Annotated in this window: 16 protein-coding genes and 4 pseudogenes; 8 read left to right on the top strand and 12 right to left on the bottom strand. The window is 68.8% G+C overall.

Annotated features, from left to right (window positions below; genetic code table 11):
* Nucleotides 1-126 precede the first annotated feature (126 nt).
* On the bottom strand, nucleotides 127-348 hold the full coding sequence (locus QF034_RS40980) for a hypothetical protein (RefSeq protein ID WP_307179706.1): 222 nt from the start codon (nucleotides 346-348) through the stop codon (nucleotides 127-129).
* Between the two features lie 417 nt (nucleotides 349-765).
* Between QF034_RS40980 and QF034_RS40975 the strand changes: the two genes are divergently transcribed.
* The gene (locus tag QF034_RS40975; RefSeq protein WP_307179705.1) at nucleotides 766-1,068 is read left to right on the top strand and encodes a hypothetical protein; all 303 of its coding nucleotides are present in this window, start codon (nucleotides 766-768) and stop codon (nucleotides 1,066-1,068) included.
* 282 nt (nucleotides 1,069-1,350) lie between these two features.
* Nucleotides 1,351-2,292, top strand: coding sequence for a hypothetical protein (locus QF034_RS40970; protein ID WP_307179704.1), 942 nt, complete (start codon nucleotides 1,351-1,353; stop codon nucleotides 2,290-2,292).
* A gap of 131 nt (nucleotides 2,293-2,423) precedes the next feature.
* On the opposite strand, the gene QF034_RS40965 is transcribed toward QF034_RS40970, so the two are convergent.
* The 6 genes from QF034_RS40965 to QF034_RS40935 all read right to left on the bottom strand — a co-directional run bounded on the left by QF034_RS40965 (nucleotide 2,424) and on the right by QF034_RS40935 (nucleotide 7,090).
* Nucleotides 2,424-3,188, bottom strand: a complete 765-nt coding sequence (locus tag QF034_RS40965; RefSeq protein WP_307179703.1) for a class I SAM-dependent methyltransferase — start codon at nucleotides 3,186-3,188, stop codon at nucleotides 2,424-2,426.
* A gap of 71 nt (nucleotides 3,189-3,259) precedes the next feature.
* On the bottom strand, nucleotides 3,260-3,889 hold the full coding sequence (locus QF034_RS40960; RefSeq protein ID WP_307179702.1) for a LysE family translocator: 630 nt from the start codon (nucleotides 3,887-3,889) through the stop codon (nucleotides 3,260-3,262).
* 43 nt (nucleotides 3,890-3,932) lie between these two features.
* Nucleotides 3,933-4,349: a MarR family winged helix-turn-helix transcriptional regulator gene (locus QF034_RS40955; protein ID WP_307179701.1), complete on the bottom strand. Its 417-nt coding sequence runs from the start codon at nucleotides 4,347-4,349 to the stop codon at nucleotides 3,933-3,935.
* A 516-nt stretch (nucleotides 4,350-4,865) separates the two neighbouring features.
* Nucleotides 4,866-5,474 (bottom strand): hypothetical protein, encoded by a 609-nt coding sequence (locus tag QF034_RS40950; RefSeq protein ID WP_307179700.1) that lies wholly within the window; start codon nucleotides 5,472-5,474, stop codon nucleotides 4,866-4,868.
* A 705-nt stretch (nucleotides 5,475-6,179) separates the two neighbouring features.
* The gene (locus QF034_RS40940) at nucleotides 6,180-6,830 is read right to left on the bottom strand and encodes a peroxiredoxin-like family protein (protein WP_307179699.1); all 651 of its coding nucleotides are present in this window, start codon (nucleotides 6,828-6,830) and stop codon (nucleotides 6,180-6,182) included.
* 113 nt (nucleotides 6,831-6,943) lie between these two features.
* Nucleotides 6,944-7,090: a hypothetical protein gene (locus QF034_RS40935; RefSeq protein ID WP_307179698.1), complete on the bottom strand. Its 147-nt coding sequence runs from the start codon at nucleotides 7,088-7,090 to the stop codon at nucleotides 6,944-6,946.
* 164 nt (nucleotides 7,091-7,254) lie between these two features.
* Here QF034_RS40935 and QF034_RS40930 point away from each other — a divergent pair, with 164 nt between their 5' ends.
* A complete protein-coding gene (locus QF034_RS40930) occupies nucleotides 7,255-7,854 on the top strand; it encodes a TetR/AcrR family transcriptional regulator (RefSeq protein ID WP_307179697.1) in 600 nt (199 codons plus the stop codon).
* On the opposite strand, the pseudogene QF034_RS40925 reads toward QF034_RS40930, so the two are convergent.
* A pseudogene (locus QF034_RS40925) lies at nucleotides 7,752-8,276 on the bottom strand (hypothetical protein); the annotation flags it as partial. The gene QF034_RS40930 and the pseudogene QF034_RS40925 sit on opposite strands and share 103 nt — an antisense overlap.
* Nucleotides 8,277-8,515: 239 nt before the next feature.
* Here QF034_RS40925 and QF034_RS40920 point away from each other — a divergent pair.
* Both QF034_RS40920 and QF034_RS41695 read left to right on the top strand, forming a co-directional pair.
* Nucleotides 8,516-9,262, top strand: coding sequence for a nucleotidyltransferase domain-containing protein (locus QF034_RS40920; protein ID WP_307179696.1), 747 nt, complete (start codon nucleotides 8,516-8,518; stop codon nucleotides 9,260-9,262).
* Between the two features lie 94 nt (nucleotides 9,263-9,356).
* Nucleotides 9,357-9,542: pseudogene (locus QF034_RS41695) on the top strand (transposase); the annotation flags it as partial.
* Between the two features lie 80 nt (nucleotides 9,543-9,622).
* On the opposite strand, the gene QF034_RS40915 reads toward QF034_RS41695, so the two are convergent.
* On the bottom strand, nucleotides 9,623-10,834 hold the full coding sequence (locus tag QF034_RS40915; RefSeq protein WP_307179695.1) for an ATP-binding protein: 1,212 nt from the start codon (nucleotides 10,832-10,834) through the stop codon (nucleotides 9,623-9,625).
* Entirely contained in the window at nucleotides 10,831-11,508 is a 678-nt protein-coding gene (gene cseB / locus QF034_RS40910; RefSeq protein WP_307180103.1) for a two-component system response regulator CseB, read from the bottom strand. The genes QF034_RS40915 and cseB overlap by 4 nt, the downstream gene beginning before the upstream one ends.
* Before the next feature lie 762 nt (nucleotides 11,509-12,270).
* On the opposite strand from cseB, the gene QF034_RS40905 reads away from it, so the two are divergent.
* Both QF034_RS40905 and QF034_RS40900 read left to right on the top strand, forming a co-directional pair.
* Nucleotides 12,271-15,570, top strand: a complete 3,300-nt coding sequence (locus QF034_RS40905; protein ID WP_370880923.1) for a S8 family peptidase — start codon at nucleotides 12,271-12,273, stop codon at nucleotides 15,568-15,570.
* Nucleotides 15,571-16,023: 453 nt separating this feature from the next.
* A pseudogene (locus tag QF034_RS40900) lies at nucleotides 16,024-16,291 on the top strand (helicase associated domain-containing protein); the annotation flags it as partial.
* Nucleotides 16,292-16,398: 107 nt separating this feature from the next.
* Here the strand turns inward: QF034_RS40900 and QF034_RS40895 are convergent.
* Complete coding sequence (locus QF034_RS40895; protein WP_307180126.1) at nucleotides 16,399-16,797, bottom strand: hypothetical protein; 399 nt, start codon at nucleotides 16,795-16,797, stop codon at nucleotides 16,399-16,401.
* A gap of 103 nt (nucleotides 16,798-16,900) precedes the next feature.
* Between QF034_RS40895 and QF034_RS40890 the strand changes: the two are divergent.
* Nucleotides 16,901-17,573, top strand: a pseudogene (locus QF034_RS40890) (IS5 family transposase); the annotation flags it as partial.
* Between the two features lie 15 nt (nucleotides 17,574-17,588).
* Here QF034_RS40890 and QF034_RS40885 read toward each other — a convergent pair.
* A complete protein-coding gene (locus QF034_RS40885) occupies nucleotides 17,589-19,901 on the bottom strand; it encodes a beta-L-arabinofuranosidase domain-containing protein (RefSeq protein WP_307179694.1) in 2,313 nt (770 codons plus the stop codon).
* Between the last annotated feature and the right edge of the window lie 533 nt (nucleotides 19,902-20,434).

The following is a 20,434-nucleotide window of genomic DNA, read 5'->3' as shown; positions in this document are numbered from 1 at the left end:
ACGAGTTCCTCGATGAGCCGGCGCCCTTCCGTAATGGCGGGGTCCGCCGGCGGATCGGCGGCCGGTGGAGGCGGTGCAGTACGGACGTCGCGGACAGCCTGGCGGACCACCGCGCGCACCGGGGCCTCATCGAGCGCCTGGAGGCCGCTGTGGGCGAGCGTGGCGGGATCCCTCCGCGACGTCGCCGCTGCGGCTGGAGACGGCGATCAAGGCGTGCTGGGACAGGCCGCAGTCGAGCACGGCCGCGGTGGCCGGGCCGGTGTCTCGCGTGCGGGACGTCTCGGTGCCCGCGACGACGGCGGCGTGGATCGCGGCGAGGGAGCGGGCGACGTCCAGGAGCCGGTACACCTGCCTACGGGATGCTGAACTCCGCGTCGCAGTACGACTCCCAGATGCTGTGCCCGAGGGGTGCCCAGACACGGGCGGCCCTCCTGGCCCCGCATCGCCAGTGCCGTCCGCGACGACCTCCGGCGGGTCCCGGCCGGCAGCCCCGTCACGTTGGTGGCACACAGCAACGCAGGCTTGTTTCTCCCGGCGATTCGCTCGGGCCTCGACCATCCGGTGGCCATTATCTGGCTCGATGCATGATCGACAAGACGCTACCTAAGGGCTGTCCCGTAATCGATCTTGAGGTGGAGAGCGGTCCGACCGCGGCGACCTGCTCCGAATGGCTGCTTCGATGTGCCCGGCCGACCTGACCTGCTTAGCGTCGTACTGCCGTGCCGCACAGGCTGCGGCGGACCGAGGCGATGGAGAGGAACTCCCATGGCAGTCGTGATGACCTTTGTGTGGCCCGAGCTCACGCCAGAGGCGTACGACGCGGCGCGTGACCGGGTGGGCTGGGAAGACGACGCTCCGGACGGGTTCGTGATGCACATGGGCTGGTTCGCCGACGACGGCTTCCACGCGGCCGACGTCTGGGAGACGGAGGATCACTTCACACGGTTCATCGCCGACAGGGTCGCACCCGTGGTCAAGGGGGAACTGGGCATCACGACCGAGCCCCAGGTGACGTTCGCCCCCCTCTACCGACGCTTCATCGCCCCGGACGCCAGCGGCGCCGCCTGAACTGACCTCGAACTTGTCCGGGCGATCACGTTCGGAGCCAGATGACGAGGGTTTGCGGCGGTTGCGGTGCCGAGGTAGACGTAACGACGCTTGTCGTAACGGGTGGCCACGGCCCGGTACTGTTGCTCCACAACCTCACCGCCGTGCCCCAGCAGTTTTGTGTGCTCCCGTCGGCTGATTCTCACTCCTCCTGAGTGATGACATGGATGCGCCCGGCGGTTGACGCCCGTGGGAGAAGTAGCGAATGAGACTTGAACTCCGTTGTTTGAATTGGGAGTTCAAGTGGATCGATGGGATCGGGCTGGGCGGGTCGCGGCGTATGGGGCAGCGCTGGCGCTGACGCCCTACTTGCTGATCAAGGTGTCGTGGGTGGTCGGTTCGCTCTTGGGGCTGCTGCCGGTCGGGACCGGATTCGGCAAGGCGGAGTGGGTGGTGCTCAACAGCGCCACGATCGGTATGGCAGGGATCGGGATCGCGGTGGCGCTCGCGCTGGTGCGGCCGTGGGGGATGCGCATACCGGCAGCGCCGTTGGCTTTCTGCGCTTGGGTTGGGACGGGGTTCCTCGTCCCGGTGCTGCCGTACGCCGTTCTCAGTTCGCTGCTGGGCTCGGAAGATGGCAATCCGAAGAGCGGGAGTGACGCAGGCCCGTCGATGCCGGTCTGGGAGGCCGCGCTGGTTCAGATCGGGTTTGTAGGCATGGGGCTGGGTCTGGCCATCGCGCTGCCCACGTACTTGCGGCGGCGCTGGCCGGACGCGTTCGCGGGTCGGCTCGGCGACCGTGGGGAAGGCTCGCTAAAGGCGCTGCCATGGATGACGGTGGTCGGCGCCGCAGTCGGTCTCATCTGGCTGTACTGGGCGGTGGGCGGCACCGCAGGGGTCGCCCACCGCGGCGAGCGGGACCTCGCTTGGCAGGTGCTGTCCGGCGTCTTCGGGCTCTGGGCCTTCGTGGCGTCCGCCGCCACCTGGGCTGCTGTCCGAGGCCGGCCCGCACGAGCCCCCCGATGGGGCCCGATGGTGTTCGGCTGGCTCGGCTCGGGCTCGTTGTTCGCCTGGAGCGGCTGGAAGCTTCCGTTCACCCTGTACCTGGCGGTCGCGCAGCCGGCCGATGCCGCCCTGCCGGAAAACCTCGCGCTCGCGGCGGTCCTGCACCTTGCAGCGGTGGGGACGGGCGCCGCGATGCTGCGAGCGCTCGTTCGTACGCGGCTGGTGTCATCGAGCTCGTAGCCGACCCGCCCAAGATCGTTGTGTGACGAACAACCTGGACACCCTCGCGGCAGCACTGTATGTGAGCGTCTGCTCCAGGAAGTTGGTCCATAGCAGGACCTCTTCCCGGATGCGGCGAACCCCCGAGCCAGTCAGGACTTGACGGCGTGCAGGACCCGCAGGCCGCGGGGGCCCGTTTCGTCGTGGCGGATGTCGAGGCCGGCCATGCGGCACTGGTCGGTCAACCACTGAGGAGACAGTCGGAGTTTGGGGTAGCTGCTGGTCTTCAGGTGCCAGGCGCCGTCATGGCGGGTGTGCAGCAGGTCGTGGACCAGGACCGTGTCCTGGTCGAGGTATTCGAGGAAGCAGGTGAGGATCCGGTCGGCGGTGCTGCGGACGGGGATGAAACGGTCCGGGCCGTGGAGTTCGCGTGTCAGGTCGCGGTAGCTGGCGACGAAACTCCCGCCCGGGCGCAGGCTCTTGGTGACGTCCGCGATCAACTGCTGCACGTCCGCCCGAGCAGGCAGGTGCGGCAAGGTGTCACCCATGCACACGACGGCCGCGACCGAGCCCGCAGCGGTGAGGCGGGGCAGAACACCGCGGATGTCCTCGCGGACGGGATGGACTGTCTGCCCGACCCCGGAGCGCCTGGCATGCTCCATGAGTTCGTCGAGAAGTAGGGCACTTGAGTCGATCGCCGTCACCGATGCGAAGCCGAGGCGGGCGAGGGCCAGGGTCTGCGGACCGGGGCCGCAGCCGAGGTCGACGGCAGCGGCTTGCTCTTCCGGGCCGGCAGTCAGTCCCAGCCCATGGAGGAGTTCGGCCTGTGCCGCTGCCACCGTCTCGATGTCCCCACCGAGCATCCAGGTGTAGTGCTCAGCGAGCAGGCGGTCGTAATGGTCGGCAGCAGCGGTCACAAAGGTTCCTTCGGCAGCAGTGGTCACGCACGTTCCTTTCGCGAGGTTGGTGGCACAGGCTCGTCAGGGAGTCAGTCCCGCAGGGCCAGCGCGGTGCCCAGGCCGAGCAGTCCCACGCCCGACACCCCGGCGATGCCCAGTCGGAAACCGGGGCGGCGCAGCAGGGCTTCGATGCGGGCGAGGAGCAGGAGCACCAGCACGTACCAGAGCAGAGCGAGGAACCAGAACAGCCCGGCGAGCACGGTGTGCTCCGCGGCGGGAGCCAGGCCCGGCAAGGTGAACTGGGGGAAGAGTGACAGGTAGAAGGCCGCCACCTTCGGGTTCAGAAGGTTGCTGACCAGCCCCTGCTGGAAGGAGACACGTGCGCCGCGCGCTCCGGCAGGAGCATGGCGGTGCGCCCCGGCATCCGAGACACCGTTTCGGCGCAGGCGGACGAAGTCGGCCAAGGCCTGTACGCCGAGGTAGATGAGATATACGGCCCCCGCGATGCGCAGGGCCACATAGCCGAGTTCCGAGGCAGTCAGTAGCGCCGTCAGACCGGCTACCGCGGCGGCCGCCAGCACCGCGTTCCCCAGCATGATTCCCGCCGCGGTGGCGATGCCCGCACGCCGCCCCGAGCGGGCCGTATTGGCCAGCAACAGGGCCAGATCCGGGCCGGGCACCATGATGATGACCAGGGACACGACAACGAAACCGGTCAATTCAGACACTGTTGGTTCCCCCAAGGGAGTGGATGAGGCTGGTCTATGCCCTGGCGGGCAGCCCCTGGGCCGTAGCACCGCTCACCGCGGACTCGCCCGTACGCACCCAGGCGGCGAGATCGGCGAGGTACACATTTGTCAGAGCACTCTCCAGGGCGTCCCCGAGAGCCGCCCGATATGTGGGTGTCGCCTCCACGTAGCGTCGCCGTCCGGCTGACGTGATGGTCGCGGCCACGGCACGTCCGTCACCGGCAGCGGAAGCCCGCTCGGCCAGTTCCTGGGCCTCCAAGCGCGCCACCAGACGGGTGACCGTGCTGTCTTTGAGGCCGATCCGACCTGCCAGCTCCCCCATCCGCAGTGCCGCACCGCTGTCGGGCCGGGCAAGTGCGCACAGGGCCCGGTACTCGGAAAGTGGCAGACCGTGCCGACGCTGGAGTGTCTCGTCCAGATGCTTTTCCACGCGACCCAGGAGCCGTACGGCCATGCACCAGCGGTCGTCTTGCGCGTCGTCGGCGGGCCGAGGTGTCTCTTCAGGCGTCGCAGCTGCACTCACACCACCAAAGTACCTGCTTGTACATGCAAAGATCTACCCCTGATGCGCTTCTACATAGCAACCCAGCCGGGCGCTTGGCTGGACGGCGCTCACAGATGCGCGGGCGCGGACGCCACCGCTGCCCGTCGGCGCGTGGAGTGTGGCGGTGCGGGAGTTGCTGCCGAGCGCCATGACGCACGCGGCGGATCTGGTTACTGCTGCTCGGCGACCGCAAGAACAACCACCAAGCGGTCGTGAAGTTGCAAGTCACGGGGCTGGCGTGAATCGAGGCTGGACCGCTCCAACCGCTCGGGGGACGTCTCATCTCATCCGTGACCAGCAGTTACGGGACAGCGCTACGGGGGTGTCCCGCCCGAGCAGTCCCAGCTGGGGTTGCCGTTGCCGTCCTCCCCGCCGACGCGGGGGTGTTCCGAGTGGCTTCGTTCATCTTTGGGAGCACGCCGCCGCAGGTGTCCTCTCGGCCGCGGAACGGCGTTTCCAGTACGCGACGGTCAGCACGCCCAGTAGCGGCCCCCACAGGGTCAGCGGCGCATAGCAGAAATAGAACCAGGCAGCTTCCCAGCCGCCTGCTTGGCCGGGGGAGTCGGCCGGCAGGTCGCCACCTCGGATCGTGGTACCCCTGATCTCGGAGGCGATGAACAAAAGGGTGAACAGGAGGGTGAGGCTCGCGGCTCCGATGGTGGCCGGGAGGACGGCTGCCCTTCTCGGAACCCGGCGGCCGCGAAGGATCGGGATCCAGCGCGGGAACACCTCACCCCAGCGGGCGATCAATCCGATCGCAGTAAACGCGAAGACTTCGGACAGAACCGAGAGGAAGACGATGTAGGTCCGTTCGCCGAGTCCGAGACCGTCACTGAACGCGGCCGGGAGCCGCCAGATACTGGAAGGAAGGACTGTCAACGGCACGGCGTACGCCACGAGTCGAATCCGTCGTGACACTCCGGCAACGGGCTCGTGAGCCGCCCGCCATGCGACGCGTAATCGTCCAGGACGGACGGTAGTGGGTTCTTTGGCGTGCAGGAGCTGCTGCATTGGCGATCCTCGGCTTCGGTGAACTGCTGTTCGGCCCGTTCAGTACTGAAGATCCCAGTCACGGGGGCTCCGAGCATCGCTCTGAGGGCTTGATACGGCTCCGTCTGACGGCCGACGAAGTGGTGCGACCAGCGGATGACGGCAGTGCCCGTTTGCCGCATGACCAGTACGTTTCACCATGAGCATCCCGACGCTGCCCGGGCAAGAGACCCAGTGCCTCCCAAACTCATCGACAAGCGACGTCACTACTGCCTGATAAAGCCATCCGAGTGAAGTCCTCCCCGAGACCCAGGAGGGCGAGTCCTCCCCGCCGACGCGGGGGTGTTGCGCGCGTGTGCCGGGATCGTTGGCGAGGGACTCGAAGGTTGCCTGCATGATCTCGTTGGCGGTGCCAGGGCGTTTGGCGCAGACGTCAAGCAGGTCAGCGAGCAGCCACAGGACGACACTGTGCGTGAGGACTTCCGCGCGGGGAAGCGGGCCGAACTGGTCGCGCCAGGCGGCGGCGCCGGGCCGCACTGGAGTCGCTGTTCGCCGCGCGACGGCTGACGGCGCCATGGGCGCTGTGCCCATCGACCAGCGACCCGGACACCGTTCGCGAGTGGCTGACATGGGCGGCGTCCGGACCGCTCCGGCCGACTGTCCTTGCATGCCTCATCGGGCAACGAAGTGCTCTCGCTCCGGCCGCGCCAGCAGGCGCGAGGGCGGTCAGTGCAGGGCGTCGAGGGTGGCGATGATGTCGGCCGGTTCGGCGCGGGTGGTGTAGTCGGTGTCGACGAAGGCCCAGCGGATCGCGCCGATGCGGTCGATGACGTAGGTGGCGGGCAGCGGGAGGGTGCGCGGGTGGCCGTCATTGACGCGCTGGAGGTCGAAGCCGAGCTTGTCGTAGACGGCGGCGAGGTCGTCGGGGAGGTCGAAGGCAAGGCCGTACTGTTTGGCGGTGTCGGAGCCGATGTCGCTGAGGACGTCGAAGGCGAGGTCGTGCTTTTCGGTGAGGGTGAGGGACTCGTCGGGGATCTGCGGTGAAACGGCCACCAGGCGGGCGCCGCGGGCGGTAATCGCCTCGTGGTGCTGCTGGAGGGAGCGCAGAGCGATATTGCAGTACGGACACCAGGCGCCGCGGTAGAAGGTCAGCACGACCGGGCCGTCGTTGAGCAGGTCGTCCAGGGCCAAGGTCTGCCCGGTCGCGGAGGGAAGGTTGAAGCGCGGCGCCTGCGCGCCGACGGGCAGTGCGCGGTCGGCCTGGCCGGAGTCGGCGAGTTCCTGGCTGGCCCGCTGCATGATCTGTCGGATCTCGGCGGGGATCTGCTGCTGGCGGGCTTCGTAGAAGGTGCGCAGTTCGGCGTTGAGGCTGGTCATGGTGCTCGTTCCTCCTGGTCGGCGACTGGAGCGGGGCCAAACAATCTTGAAATGACCGTTCCAAGATACGGGTATGCGTGGTCCCGCGCCAGCCATGCGGAAGTGCCGATGAGTCAGAGGCTCATGAAGGGGCGATGGTCGGCCAGGGCGAGCGCTTTGATGAACGCGGCGAGATGGACCGCGCGACGGGCGAGGTAGCGGCGGAGGCGGGGGGTCTGTGACCCGTATGCGGCCGCCCAGAGGGCTGGCATGCGATTCATGGGGGCATGGTCGCGGCGCGCGGGCCCCTGGGGATCGATCGTGGACGAAGCTGGACGCCTTGGCGCTGAGGGGGTGCCTGTCCCGCTCTGTACCTGTCGGCACCTTTGCGGCGTGCTGAACTGGGAGTATCTTGGAATCCTCATTTCAGGATGGTGGGTGAAACATGCCGGACATCAAGCACTTCGACCCCGATGCCACCCTGGAGACCGTGGTGCGGCTGTTCTGGCGGCAGGGCGTGGCCTCGACCGGGATCCAGGACGTGGTGACCGCGACCGGGCTCAACCGCTCCAGCCTCTACGCCACGTTCGGCGGCAAGCAGGAGCTCTACCTTGCCGCGCTGCGCCGCTACCTGGAGCAGCGATCCCAGCCGATGTTCCGGCGTCTGGCCGAGGACGAGCGGGGACTGCCCGCCATCTCCGAATTCTTCGGCGGCCTGATCGAGGCCCGCTGCTCGGGCGAGTACGCTCGCTGGGGCTGCATGGTCTCCAACGCGCACGCCGGGGCCGAGAACAGCGACCCGGAGGTACGCGCCGTCCTGGACCAGCACCACCAGGAGCTGCGCGAGGCAATGTATTCCGCCCTCGTCACCGCCGAGCACCAGGGCCAGCTGCCCTCCGGCGCCGACCCGGGCGCTTCCGCGGATCTGCTGGCGCTGCTCGCCTATGGCGTCAACCTGCGCTCCCGTGCCGGTGCTGACGCTGCGTCACTGCGCAAGACGGTGACCGCCGCCCTGGACTCGATCGGAGTCCGGGCGGCGGCATAGACAGAGGTTGGATCTGGCTCTCCACTGGGGTTGGGTGCGGGTGAAGTGCCCGGACGCAAGGTGGGAGCCGCCTTCGCTTCCGCTTCTGGCGCATCCGCCGTGTAGTCCCCAGGCGATGTGACGTCGATGCCCTCGGGGGCCTTCGCCGCCTTCAGTACGAAGGAGAAGACCACCGTGGCCAGAACGTTGATCACGAACGCGGTCAGGCCGATGTAGCCGATCTGGCCGATGCCCGGGATCTCCTTGGCCGAGCCGCCGAAGTGCTGCTGGGTCGGGGAGGCGACGCCTTAGGCGGCGAGGGTGCCGTAGATCATGCCGACCGCCCAGCCGGCGAGCAGGGCTGAGCGGTGGAACCAGCGGGTGAAGAGGCCACCGACCAGGGCCGGGAAGGTCTGAAGGATCCAGATACCGCCCAGCAGCTGGGAGTCTGCCTGGGTGCCTGCCTCGCTCAAGTGGCTCTGGAGGAGGCCCTCAGGACTCTCATCAGCCAGCGCGAGCCTGCCGAACTCGATATCGACGCCGTCGAGCGGATCCCGGCGCTCGCCGCATCCGTTTACCGCGATGGTTCTTCGCACCCTTTCCGGACATTGAGTGATATCCAACTAGATACATGTATAAATTCTCGTCGCTGCTGACCGTGATCTATGGAACTGTGACGCGCATGGCTCACGATTCGATCGACCAAGCACGACGCATCGTGCACGACCGTTTTCCCGACGCGCGCGGCGCGGTACTGGCGGGCTCGGTTGCCGCCGGGCAGGCGACCGCCAGCAGCGACCTCGACATCGCAATCCTCATCGGCAGCGGTGGCGAAACACGCCGGGAGACCCTGCGTTTCGAGGGACGTGTCGTGGAGCTCTTCATCCACACCCGCGCCGGCCTGAGCGACCTCTTCGCCGCGGATGTCGCCACGCGCCGTGCGGTCCTGCAGAGCATGTACGCCACCGGCCTCACCCTGATCGACGTGGAAGGGGAGGTCGAACGTGCCCGAGCCCTTGCAGACGCCGACCTCCGCAAGGGCCCGCCCGCACTGGACCGGGAAACGGTGGAGACCAAGCGCTACGGGTTGACCGACGCCCTGGACGACCTGGGCGACGCGACCGACCCCGTCGAGCGCCTTGTCGTGGCCGGATTCGTCCTCAACGCTGCCGCCGACCTGCTGTGCGACCACCACCGGGCGTGGACGGGCAGCGGAAAGTGGCTACCGCGGCGCCTGCTGGAGGCAGACCCCGAACGTGGAGCTGCCCTGCTCGGCGGGCACCTCCACCTGTGCGACACCAGGGACCCGGCCCGCCTCATCGAGGCCGCCTCGGAGATCCTCGATCTCGCCGGCGGGCCCCTCCGTGAGGGGTATAGCAGGGCCTGGCACGGAGTCATCGAGTCCGTCGCCACCGGCGTCGGACGCTGAAGTGCACCGCCCTACGGTGCTATGCACGTGTCTCTTCGATCAGGTAGCTCGTTGTTCTGATCATGCTCAGCAGGGGGGATCTGACTGACGACGAGTGGGCAGTGTTGGAGCCGCTGCTCCGGTGAGCAACAACCGGTGCGGCCGGTGGCGGGACCACCGGCAGGTGATCAACGGAATCATTCACCGGCTCAGCACCGGGGTGCAGTGGCGGGAACTTCCCGAGCGCTTCGGCCCGTGGAAAACCGTCCACAAGCGGCACTTGCTGTGGTCAGCCGACTGTATCTGGGACGCCTCGCAACCTGCGGCGAAGGCACCGATGGAGCGGGGGTGCAGCCTGCCGCCCGCCCCGCCCCTGGCGGATCATCCCGTCGGCAGGCGCAGCTCCGTCTCCGCGCCCCCCTCCGGGCGGTTGCGGAAGGTCAGGCGGGCGCCGAGCAGGCGGGCCTGGCCGGTGGCGATGGTCAGGCCGAGGCCGGTGCCGCCGGTCCGGGAGCCCGTGCGGAAGCGCTGGGGGCCGGAGGTGTGCAGCACCGCGAGCAGATCGGGCGGGAAACCGGGGCCGTGGTCGCAGACCCGGACCACGGGGCCGTCGACCTCCACCTCCACGGGTGGGGCACCGTGCCGCAGGGCGTTGGCGGCCAGGTTGGCCAGGACCCTCTCGACACGGCGCGGGTCGGTGGCCACGACCGCGTCCGCCACGACTTTCACGCGCACGCCGTCGAGCCCGGCGACCGCACGCCGGGTCATCGCGCTCACCTCGCGCTCCTCGGTCTCCACCACCGCCACCTGGGAGTCCAGGCGGGCGACTTCCAGCACGTCCTCCACCAGCCCGCGCAGCTTCTGTACGCTGCCCGCCACCAGGTCGGACGCCCGGCCGGGCGGCAGCAGGCCGACCGCTGTCGACATGCCGGCAACCGGCGTGCGCAGTTCGTGTGCGATGTCGGCGGTCACCCGGCGCTCGGCCTCCAGACGGGCGCCGAGCGCGTCCGCCATGGTGTTGACGGAGGCGGCGAGCCGGGCGATCTCGTCATGGCCGTGGGGGCGGACCCGGGCGTCGAGGTCGCCGTCGGCGATGCGTTCCGCCGTACGCGCGGCGGCCGTGGCCCGCCGTCCCATCCGCACCCCCAGCAGGAGTCCGGCCAGGGATACCAGGACGGTGACGGCCGCGCCCGTGGCGAGCAGCGTCCGGTCGAGCCGGGCCAGGTCCTCCTCCTCGTGGGCGTACGAACGGCGGATCGCGAGCACCTTCCGGTCCGAGACCCGGGTCGCCGCCCACAGCACCGGATGCTCACCGCCCTCCTGCAGGTAGGTCACCCGGACGTCGTCGCGCACGGCCCTCGCCACCGGGCCGGGCAGACCAGGGGGGTCGAGCCTGGCGTCCGACCTGCGTCCGTCGGCGTGGTCGCCGGCGGCGCTCAGCAACTCCTGGTCCAGGCCGGAGCGGGCGGTGGCCAGTTGGTCGGCGGCGGTGGTCCGGTGCACCAGCACCCCGATCGCCCCCGCCACGCACATGGCCGCGGCGGCGACGGCCAGGGCGACCTTCGCTCCCACGTTCAACGCGGGCCGTCTCATGGGCGCAGCTTGTAGCCGAAGCCGCGCACCGTCTCGATCCGCTCCCGGCCGACCTTGGAGCGCAGGCGCTGCACATGGACGTCCACCACCCGGGTGTCACCGGACCAGGCGTAGTCCCAGACCCGCTCCAGGAGCAGGTCCCGGGAGAGCACGGTCCCCGGCGCGGCGGCGAACTCACTCAGCAGCTTCAGCTCGGTCGTGGTCAGCGCGAGCGGCTTTCCGTCCCGGCGCGCGGCCAGGGACGCCGGGCAGAACTCCAGGTCCCCGAAGCGCAGGCGCGGGCTCCGACCCGGCTCCCCGGCGGGTGACGCACGGCGCAGCAGAGAGCGGATGCGGGCCACGAGGACCGGGCCGTCGAAGGGCTTGGTGACGTAGTCGTCGGCGCCCGCCTCCAGGCCCATCACCACGTCCACCGGGTCGTTGCGGGCCGAGATCAGCAGCACGGGCACCCCCGACTCCTCGCGGATGCGTCCGGCCAGGCTCACCCCGTTGAGGCCCGGCAGCATGATGTCGAGGACGGCCACGTCCGGATGGCGTTCCCGGAAGAGCGCGAGCCCGGTCAGGCCGTCGGCCGCGGTGCGGACGCGGTAGCCGCGCTCCTCCAGCGTGAGCCGCGTGGCCTCCCGGATCAACTCGTCGTCCTCGACCAGCAGCACATCCTGACCAGCGTGCATCGCGTTCCCTCTCCGACGGTCCTCTCCCGTGCCGTTCTCAGGCATCCGGTACGTCCAGGTCCGTACTGTCCCTGCCTTGCATCCAGAACGGCGCGGGGGGATGTACGGGGGTAAGCGTCGCATGGCTGTAGAACGCCACGTTCCCGCGCCTGACAGACCGCTGAGGACGACATCGACCCGGTAGCTCGGCGGGTTGCCGTCGGGGCAGCCGGACAGGCAGGTGTCGTCCGTGGCGACCCCGGTGGCCCGCGCCCGGGGCGAGCCCCAGTCCCGCCACGTCAGCTGGGTCAGGGAGACGCGCCCGGTCGCGTAGACCTCCTTGGGGTGCTGCCGGGCCCGGCCGAGCCAGTCCGTCATGTACACCGGCCCCGTCCAGGGGATCGTCGTCGCCGCCCGGCCCTCGACCCGCACGCCGCCGTCCACCCCGCCGCAGCCCGTCAGGCACGTGGCCAGCACGGCGCACGGCACGAGTCGGCGAAGCCGCATCCCTGCTCCTTCCGCCGGGCTGCCGGGTCATGGGGAGATCACTGCTGCACAAGCCGAGGGCCATGGTACGACCGGCCGCCGTCGGTCGTGCAGGGGCGGCAGTGGTCTGACCTGCACATGTAACAGCCGCCCATCGATGCGTCATCGACATCGATACGTCGTCGCCGCACAGCCGACGAACAGCCGTGCGTCCGGATTCCTACCGTGGCTCCGATCATTGCCACCCGGCATTCCAGCCCTGGGGGAACTTTGCGCAGAAAAGTGAAAGCAGCATGCGTGGGCACGGCCGCCGCGACGGTGGCGGCGGTCCTCGCCACGGGACCGATCGGCACCGCACAAGCCACGCCCGTGCAGGCCGGTACCGCGGCGGCCGCCGCCAAGACCAAGGAGTCCGCCGGCACGCACCGCATCACCCTCGTCACCGGTGACCGTGTCCTCGTCGACGCCAAGGGCGATGTCGCCGGCATGGAGCGGGCCAAGGGTCGCGAGCGGGTCCCCGTGCAGATACGGAAGGCCGGCGGCCACACCCTCGTCATCCCGACGGACGCCGCCCGGATGATCGCGAGCGGCAAGCTCGACCAGCGGCTGTTCGACATCACCGAGCTCAACAAGGCGGCCAACCGCAGGAACCAGCAGGGCGGCCTGAAGGTCATCGTCGGCTACAAGGGCACCGCACGCTCTCTCAAGGCCGCGGTCCGGGACACGGGCATGGTCCACCGGACCTTCAAGTCCCTGGGCATGGACGCCCTTCGGGCGCCCACCACGCAGACGCCGAAGTTGTGGGACGCCCTCACGAACGGTGACACCCTCGCCCCGGGCATCTCCCATGTCTGGCTCGACGGCGTCCGCAAGGCCAGCCTCGACAAGTCGGCGCCGCAGATCGGCGCGCCCACGGCCTGGGCCAAGGGCTACGACGGCAAGGGCGTCAAGGTCGCCGTCCTGGACAGCGGCCTCGACAGCGGCCATCCCGACCTCAAGGGCCAGGTGCTCGCCACCAAGAACTTCAGCTCGGCCGCCACCACCGCGGACCGGCAGGGCCACGGCACGCACGTCGCGTCCACCATCGCCGGAACCGGCGCCAGGTCCGGCGGTAAATACAAGGGCGTCGCACCTGGAGCGAAGCTCCTCATCGGCAAGGTCCTCGACGACAAGGGACAGGGCGACGACGCCGGCATCATCGCGGGCATGGAGTGGGCCGCCGACCAGGGCGCCGACGTCGTCAACCTCAGCCTGGGCGGCCGAGACACCCCGGGTGTCGACCCGATGGAGGCCACGGTCAACAGGCTTTCGCAGACCAAGGGCGTCCTCTTCGCCATCGCCGCCGGCAACGAGGGCGAGCAGGGCTTCAAGACCGTCGACTCCCCGGGCAGCGCCGCCGACGCGCTCACCGTCGGCGCCGTCGACGGCCACGACGAGGTCGCGGACTTCTCCAGCATGGGTCCGACCGCCGACGGCGCCCTCAAGCCGGACGTGACCGCGCCCGGCGTGGACATCACCGCGGCCGCCGCCAAGGGCAGCGCCATCGCCAAGGAGGTCGGCGAGAACCCGCCCGGCTACCTGACGATCTCGGGTACGTCGATGGCGACCCCGCATGTGGCGGGCGCCGCCGCCCTCCTCAAGCAGCAGCATCCCGACTGGACGTTCCGCGAGCTGAAGGCCGCACTCGTGGGCTCCACCAAGGGCAGCGACTACACCCCCTACGCGCAGGGCTCGGGCCGCGTCCAGATCGACAAGGCGATCGGCCAGAGCGTGTTCGCCGAGACGACCTCGGTGAGCTTCCCGGTCCAGCGGTGGCCGCACAACGACGACACCCCGGTCACCAGGAAGCTGACGTACCGCAACGCCGGTACGAAGGACATCACGCTGGCCCTGTCGACCGAGGCCTTCAACCCCCGGGGCGAGGCGGCCCCGCACGGCTTCTACACCCTGGGCGCGAAGACCGTCACCGTCCCCGCCGGCGGCACGGCGTCCGTGGACGTCACCGTCGACACCAGGCTCGGCGGCGGCCTCTTCGGCGGCTACTCGGCCTATGTGACGGCCAAGGGTGACGGCCAGACCGTCCGCACGGCGCTGGGAGTCGACCGGGAGGAAGAGGCGTACAACGTCACGCTGAAGTACATCAACCGCCCCGGACAGCACCCGGTCCACCTCACCACCCTGTTCCGGGACGAGCGGAACGCCTCCGGGTTCTCGGACATGTCCACCGGCGACACGGTCACCCTCCGCGTCCCCAAGGGCCGGTACATCCTCGACTCGCTCGGCGTGAAGGACCCCAACTCGACCGAGGGCGGCGTCGACTGGCTGGTCCGGCCCGTGCTGAGCGTCGACAAGGACCGGACGGTCACGCTCGACCTGAACAAGACCCGGTCGGCCGACATCACCGTGCCGGACAAGAAGGCCAAGCCGCTCCAGGCCATGGTGTTCTACGAGCACAAGGCCACGCAGGTGGCGAACTACGTCGTGATGCCCACCTTCTCCGGCATCCGTGTCGCGCACGTCGGCCCCGAGATGCCGGCCAACCTGGCGCAGACCTGGTCCGGGCAGTGGACCAAGGGCAAGGGCGCCGAGTACAACACCCTCGACGGCGGCGAGGTGAAGAAGATCACCGGGACGCACGTCCACCATTACAGGGCAAGCGAGTTCGCCACCGTGAAGGCCGGTCTGGGCGCCTCGGCCCCGGGAAAGACCGGTGTGCTCGCCCTTGCCGGCACCCTGCCTCTCATCAACGGCATCCACACCCCGCTGCCCCAGAAGCTGCCCACCACCCGGACGTACTACCTGTCCACGGGGGACGGCGCCAGATGGTACTTCGACTTCCAGCAGTTCTCGGGGAAGAAGGACGCGGACGGTGCGCCGATCGTGGAGGCCGAGTCCACCACCGGTGACTACCAGAAGCTCACCGGTGGCAAGACCTACCGGAAGACGTTCGACACGGCGGTGTTCGCGCCGCGGGTGGTCCCTGGGCTGTCCGGTGTCTTCCACGGCCCCGACGGGATCTACGGCCAGCTTCCGCTCTTCGCCGACGGCCAGCGGAACGAAGCGGTCTCCAGCCTCACCTCGGTGCGCACGACGCTGTACCGCGACGGCCGGAAGGTCGCCTCGAACGCCGACCCACTGACCGGCGCGAAGACGTTCAGGGTCCCGGCCGGCGAGGCCGAGTACACCCTGACCACGTCGGCCAGGCGAAGCGCCCGGGTCCAGGCCGCCTCCACCCGGGTCGACGCGAGCTGGACGTTCCACTCAAAGGCGCCGTCCACCGGGCTGCCGACCGAACTGCCAGTCTCCACGGTGCGCTTCGCGCCGAAGACGGGCCTGGACAGCCGGGTCGAGGCCGGCCGGACCCTCACCTACCCCGTCACCGTCGAGGGTGCGGCGAGGGGGCGGAACCTCAAGTCGCTGTCGGTGTACGTGTCGTACGACGACGGCAGGACCTGGAAGAAGGCCGAGGTCCGGAACGGAAGGATCACCGTGAAGAGCCCCGCGAAGGGCAAGGGCATCTCCCTCCGGGCCAAGATCATCGACAGGAAGGGCAACAGGGCCACGATCGCGGAGCACAACGCGTACTACGGCAAGTGAGGACCGGGTCGGTCACACCCGCCGCATACGCCGCAGGGCGGTGCGGGCCGGGAGGACGGTGGCCGAGCAGGCAGGCGGCCACCGCGCCGGTGCCCCAGGGCCAAGCCACCGACAACACCACCGGCAGGCCGAGCTGTTCGCGCAGGCCGTGGACCGTGCCGAACAGGGCCGGTGTGGCCACGGCCAGGCCCAGGGTCGCGCCCAGGGCGACGACGCAGCACGTTTCGGCCGCGAGGGCCACCAGCACCTGGCGGGGTGTCGCGCCGGACAGGCGCAGGACACGAAGTCACGCACCCGGCCGGCGGTGGCTGTCAGCCGGGTGGAGGCACGGCGATCGCCGTGTAGCCCGCCGACACGACGGCGATCCCCGCCCAGCACCACCACGAGCCCGCCGTCCGCGAGTTGCGGGACGGCCGGCCGTTTGATCTCCGGCCTCAGCCGCCTGCCGGTGCAGCCGCCGCCGAATCCGCCCTGCTCCACTTCTCCACTCCGAAGGACGCGGCCACGATCGCAGCGTTCCTGCGCACCCGCGTCTACCAGCCGGACAGCCTCGTCTGGCTGGAGGGCCTACCAGGCCCTCATCCGCTGGCGGGCCGAGAACGAGATCACCGGCCTGTACGCCATCCCCTACGACACCGAGGTCGAGGTCGGCGTCACCAAGGACTTCCGCCTGGGGCGGTGGGTGCACCAGCAGCGCAAGACGCTGCGCGCCGGTGAACTCGCCCCTGGCTGGACACACCAGTGCACGGAAGGACCCCGACCTGTCATGGCAGCCCGGGGTCTCATGCTGTTACCGCCGGCCGGGCAGTTCCGTGTCGAAGAACTAGATCACCGAGGTGACCAGCATGAGGGCGGACACCGCGTTGATCCGCGAGGACTGCGTTCGGGAGACACCGTGTGCGCTGGGGTGGCGGCCGAAGGTGCGCGGGATGGGTCGCCGTTCCGCGGAAAATACTTGGCGTGCGCGTACCAGACCGGGGCGAAGGTGCAGGCGACCTTGAACTTGCAGTCGTCCAGGTTGAACTTGATGCCCTTGGTCTTGAAGTCGTTCTTGGTGAGCTGGATGCGGGCGGCCTTGTCGAAGTGGCGCTGAAGGATGGAGTCGAGCAGGTTGGCGGCCAGCGCCTCAGCTGCGCTGGTGTGGCCGGCTCGTAGGGCATGGACGACGTCGAGGGCGAAGCCGCGGGCGTCCTGGACCGCTGGGTGGTGGACCTCTTGGCGTGACATCACGCAAGTTGAGCCTGGTGATGATGTCGCCGAAGGAGGCCGAGACGCCGTGCCACTGGGGCGGCCGGTAGGTCGCGCCCAGGGGCTGCAGGGCCTGGCGGACCATGTCGTTGAAGCCCGTCAGGTCTGCCATCTGCCTGCGGAGGTTCTCCGTCACGGAGTCGACGGCACCTGGGAGATGATCCTCACCGCCGTCCTGGCCGCAGCCGACGCCGACATCGACATCGACATCGACTGGACGGTGTCGGTGGACTCCACGGTCGTCCGGGCCCACCAGCACGCTGCTGGAGCACTCAAAAAGGGGCGGCCCACTCCGGCGAGCCCGCCGATCACGCGCTCGGACGCTCCCGCGGCGGGCTGAGCACAAAGGTCCACCTGGCCGCAGACGGCCACGCACGGCCCCTCGCCTTTACCGTCACCGCAGGCCAGGCCGGTGATGCACCCGCCTTCGAGACAGTGATGTCCCGCATCCGCGTGCCCCGCACGGGTCCGGGCAGGCCCCGGACCCAGCCCCTGGCCGTTTTGGCCGACCGCGCCTATTCCTCGCGCGCCATCCGCAGCCGTCCGACCAAGTCGGCCATCGTCTGCGGCGAGGCCGACTCGGTGGCCGTCCACCCGGCTTCGACAGGGAGGCGTGCAAGCAGCGCAACACCGTCGAGCGGTGCATCAACCGCCTCAAGCAATGACGCGGCCTGGCCACACGAACCGACAAGCTCGCGATCGCCTACCAAGCCGCACTCCACCTCGCCGGCATCCTCATCTGGACCCGACGCTGACCAAAGAGACAGAACCTAGTTCCCCAAGATGCGCCACCGGTTGTCGGCAGTGCCATTGTCCGAGTCCTGGACTGCGAACGCGCCGACAGCGGTGGAGTGGTTCGCGATGGCGAGCAACTTGCCGCTGTGCACGTTGCGGATCTTGTAGGACCCGTCTCCCTGGGCGAGCAGCGTCCAACGGTGGTCGGCGGTGCCGTTGTCCGACCACTGCAGGACGGTCGCGTTGTCTGCCGTGGACATGTCCTGGACACCGAGCACCTTGCCACTGTGGGCATTGCGGAAGCGGACCGCGTCCCCGTCGGTGATCATTTGCCAGTCGTGGTCGGCGGTGCCCGAGTCGTTCCACTGCAGAGCGCGGCCACCGTCGGCCGTGGACATGTCCAGGATGCCCAGCACGAGACCGCTGCCCACGTTGGCTAGACGGACGGTGCCGGTGCCGCTGGTGTTCCAGTAGACGGTGTAGTTGTGGCCATGCGCGTCGTGGAACGGGCCCAGGTTGACGGTGGAGCCATTGGCGGTGGCGGTGAAGGCGAGCGAACTGCTGCTGGTTCGTCTGATCGAAGACGTGTTCAGCGTCGGGAGGGAGTTGAGCGAGGAGTTGCCGTAGTTGCCGGACAGGACCACCGGGCCGTAGGTGATCGCGGCGACGTTCGCGTTGTCGTTGGCCGCTCGCATGACGATCCGCATGGGCAGGCGGACGGTGATCGTGTCACCGGAGGTCCAGGAGCGGGTCAAGGTGGCGTAACTGCCGGGCGTGGTGGTGATGTTCTGCGCCGTGCCGTTGACGCTGACGGTGGCCCCGGTGGTCCAGCTCGGGATACGGATGCGCATCGCCCAGGTTCCGCTGACGTTGCCGGTGACTTGCAGGGTGGTGGTGTCGCTGACGGGGTACGACGTGGTCTGGGTGACCGTGATTCCGCGCTCTGACCAGTTGAGCACCGAGGGCACGAACAGGTTCACGATCAGCGTGTTGTCACTGCGGAAGTAGATGGAGTCCATCAGCCTGGTGTGCATTTCCAGGCCCGTGCCCTGGCAGCACCAGAAGGTGCCGTAGTCGGTGCTCCAGGTGCCGCCGCCCCACGCCGGGCCCACACCGCGTCGGCCTCCCGGGTTGAGCGGGGTGAAGTAGGTGACGTGGCCGTGGTTGTCGGCCGGGTTCTGCTGGCCGATCATCTGGTTCAGCCACGCCCGCTCGTAGTAGTCGAACAGGGCGACCCGGTTCGGGTCCAGCGCGAACAGTTCCCGGGTGAGGGTGAGCATGTTGAAGGTGTTGCAGCTCTCGCACGTGTCCTGGTTCAGATACGCGGCGATGGCGTTCGGGGCGCGGAAATGCTCCGCCTGGCTGTTGCCACCTATGGCATAGGTGTGCGTGCCGACGCAGATGTTCCAAGCGTTGGTGGCGATGTCCCGGTAGCGAGTGGTGCCGGTGGCCTTGTACTCCCGGGCGGCCCCGATCCACTTGGGTACCTGGGTGTTGGCGTGCAGTCCGCTGAGTTGGTCCTGTTTGGACGCCAGGGGGTCGAACACCGCGGCGTGGTCGAACCGCCGGGCAACGGTCAGCCACCGCGCGTCGCCTGTCTGCTGGTAGAGATCGGTCAGCACAGCGTTCATGCCGCCGAACTCGGTTTGCAGCATGGCCTGCATCTGCTGGTTGCTCAGTCGTCCGGTGCGCCAGTCGACCCAACCCGCCAGCGCGAGCAGCACGTCGCGGGCTTGTGTGTTGCCGATGTGGCGCCATACGTCCAACAGGCCGACGAGGGTCTTGTGGATGGTGTAGTACGGCACGTTGCCGTTGGTCAGGTTCCGTTGTTCGAGAGCGGTGAAGTCGGACTCGGGGTAGCCGGAGAGGTACCCGGCGCTGAAACCGGCGGCGCTGTTGTTGGCCTGGCATTTGGCCAACTCCGCAACCATGTAGTTTGCCTTCTCCTGGCAGGTGGTGTCCCCGGTCACGGCGTACAGCTGCGCCCATGCCGTGAGGAAGTGCCCTTGGACGTGGGTGCGGAAAGGGAACGTCGGCGCGTCCCAGCCGCCGTTGGCAGCCGCGCCGTTGGTGGACAACCGGTGGTTGGCGCGGAAGTTGTACAGCAGCCGGTCGACATCGACGAACCGCAGGTAGTTCCGCGTACGGTCCTGGTTGTCCAGCCACCGGCTTGCGGTGAGCCGGACCTGGCCGAGTTCGAAGGGGTGCGCGGAGACCCCGATGTCGGCCCTTGCGGGAGGGATGGCCCCGTGGGCGGGAGAACTGCCGATGAGGGATCCCGTGGCAGAGGCGGCGACGGTGGCCCCGGCTAGTTGCAGGAGGCGCCGTCTGCTGACGGAGGAAGACATCTTGCACCCTTTCGGTGACGGGAGAACGACTGCTTGGTCGTTGGTGCGTGGGGTCACATGTCCGCGGTCGGGTGGTACCTCTCGGGCGTGGGACGGCTCCGCGCGTTGATTGCTGCGCACGGGCGAAGCGTGCAAGACCCCCGTGTTCGTAATTTCGAATGGAGTTCGTGATGCCGAAAAATGATTGGATCAGAAGATAAAAGTGGGTCATGTTCCCGTCAATAGTTTCGTCATATGTGCTTTACAAACCCGCGTGCGGAGAATCGCCCGTATGGACGGCCGCCCACCTCCATTCGCCGCACGGCCTGGTCGACAGGGCCGCGCCGGTCCCGGAGAGTCGGATTTCCCGCAGTGGGATCTCTTGTGCTCCAGGGTGCTCCCGTCACCAGCCTGTCGGCAGACCCGCGATGAACGAGGTGAGCCGGTCGGCGATGAGCCGGTCGTCGTGGGCCGAGCAGTGCCAGTCGCAGCCGAGGAAGTCCAGGCCCGAGTCGTCGAGGAACCAGTAGCGGACCCCGCTGTCGCCGGTGTGC

Source organism: Streptomyces africanus, assembly GCF_030816955.1.
Lineage (GTDB): Bacteria > Actinomycetota > Actinomycetes > Streptomycetales > Streptomycetaceae > Streptomyces > Streptomyces africanus.
Note: the sequence above shows the minus strand (reverse complement) of the source record. Positions and strands in the feature narration are given on the sequence as shown.

What these genes read in the sequence shown, in the direction of transcription:
- QF034_RS40895 (WP_307180126.1), bottom strand. Translation starts at nt 16,797, where the DNA reads ATGTCACGCCAAGAGGTCCACCACCCAGCGGTCCAGGACGCCCGCGGC.
- QF034_RS40885 (WP_307179694.1), bottom strand. Translation starts at nt 19,901, where the DNA reads ATGTCTTCCTCCGTCAGCAGACGGCGCCTCCTGCAACTAGCCGGGGCC.
- QF034_RS40915 (WP_307179695.1), bottom strand. Translation starts at nt 10,834, where the DNA reads ATGAGACGGCCCGCGTTGAACGTGGGAGCGAAGGTCGCCCTGGCCGTC.
- QF034_RS40950 (WP_307179700.1), bottom strand. Translation starts at nt 5,474, where the DNA reads ATGCAGCAGCTCCTGCACGCCAAAGAACCCACTACCGTCCGTCCTGGA.
- QF034_RS40935 (WP_307179698.1), bottom strand. Translation starts at nt 7,090, where the DNA reads ATGAATCGCATGCCAGCCCTCTGGGCGGCCGCATACGGGTCACAGACC.
- cseB (WP_307180103.1), bottom strand. Translation starts at nt 11,508, where the DNA reads ATGCACGCTGGTCAGGATGTGCTGCTGGTCGAGGACGACGAGTTGATC.
- QF034_RS40975 (WP_307179705.1), top strand. Translation starts at nt 766, where the DNA reads ATGGCAGTCGTGATGACCTTTGTGTGGCCCGAGCTCACGCCAGAGGCG.
- QF034_RS40940 (WP_307179699.1), bottom strand. Translation starts at nt 6,830, where the DNA reads ATGACCAGCCTCAACGCCGAACTGCGCACCTTCTACGAAGCCCGCCAG.
- QF034_RS40920 (WP_307179696.1), top strand. Translation starts at nt 8,516, where the DNA reads ATGGCTCACGATTCGATCGACCAAGCACGACGCATCGTGCACGACCGT.
- QF034_RS40930 (WP_307179697.1), top strand. Translation starts at nt 7,255, where the DNA reads ATGCCGGACATCAAGCACTTCGACCCCGATGCCACCCTGGAGACCGTG.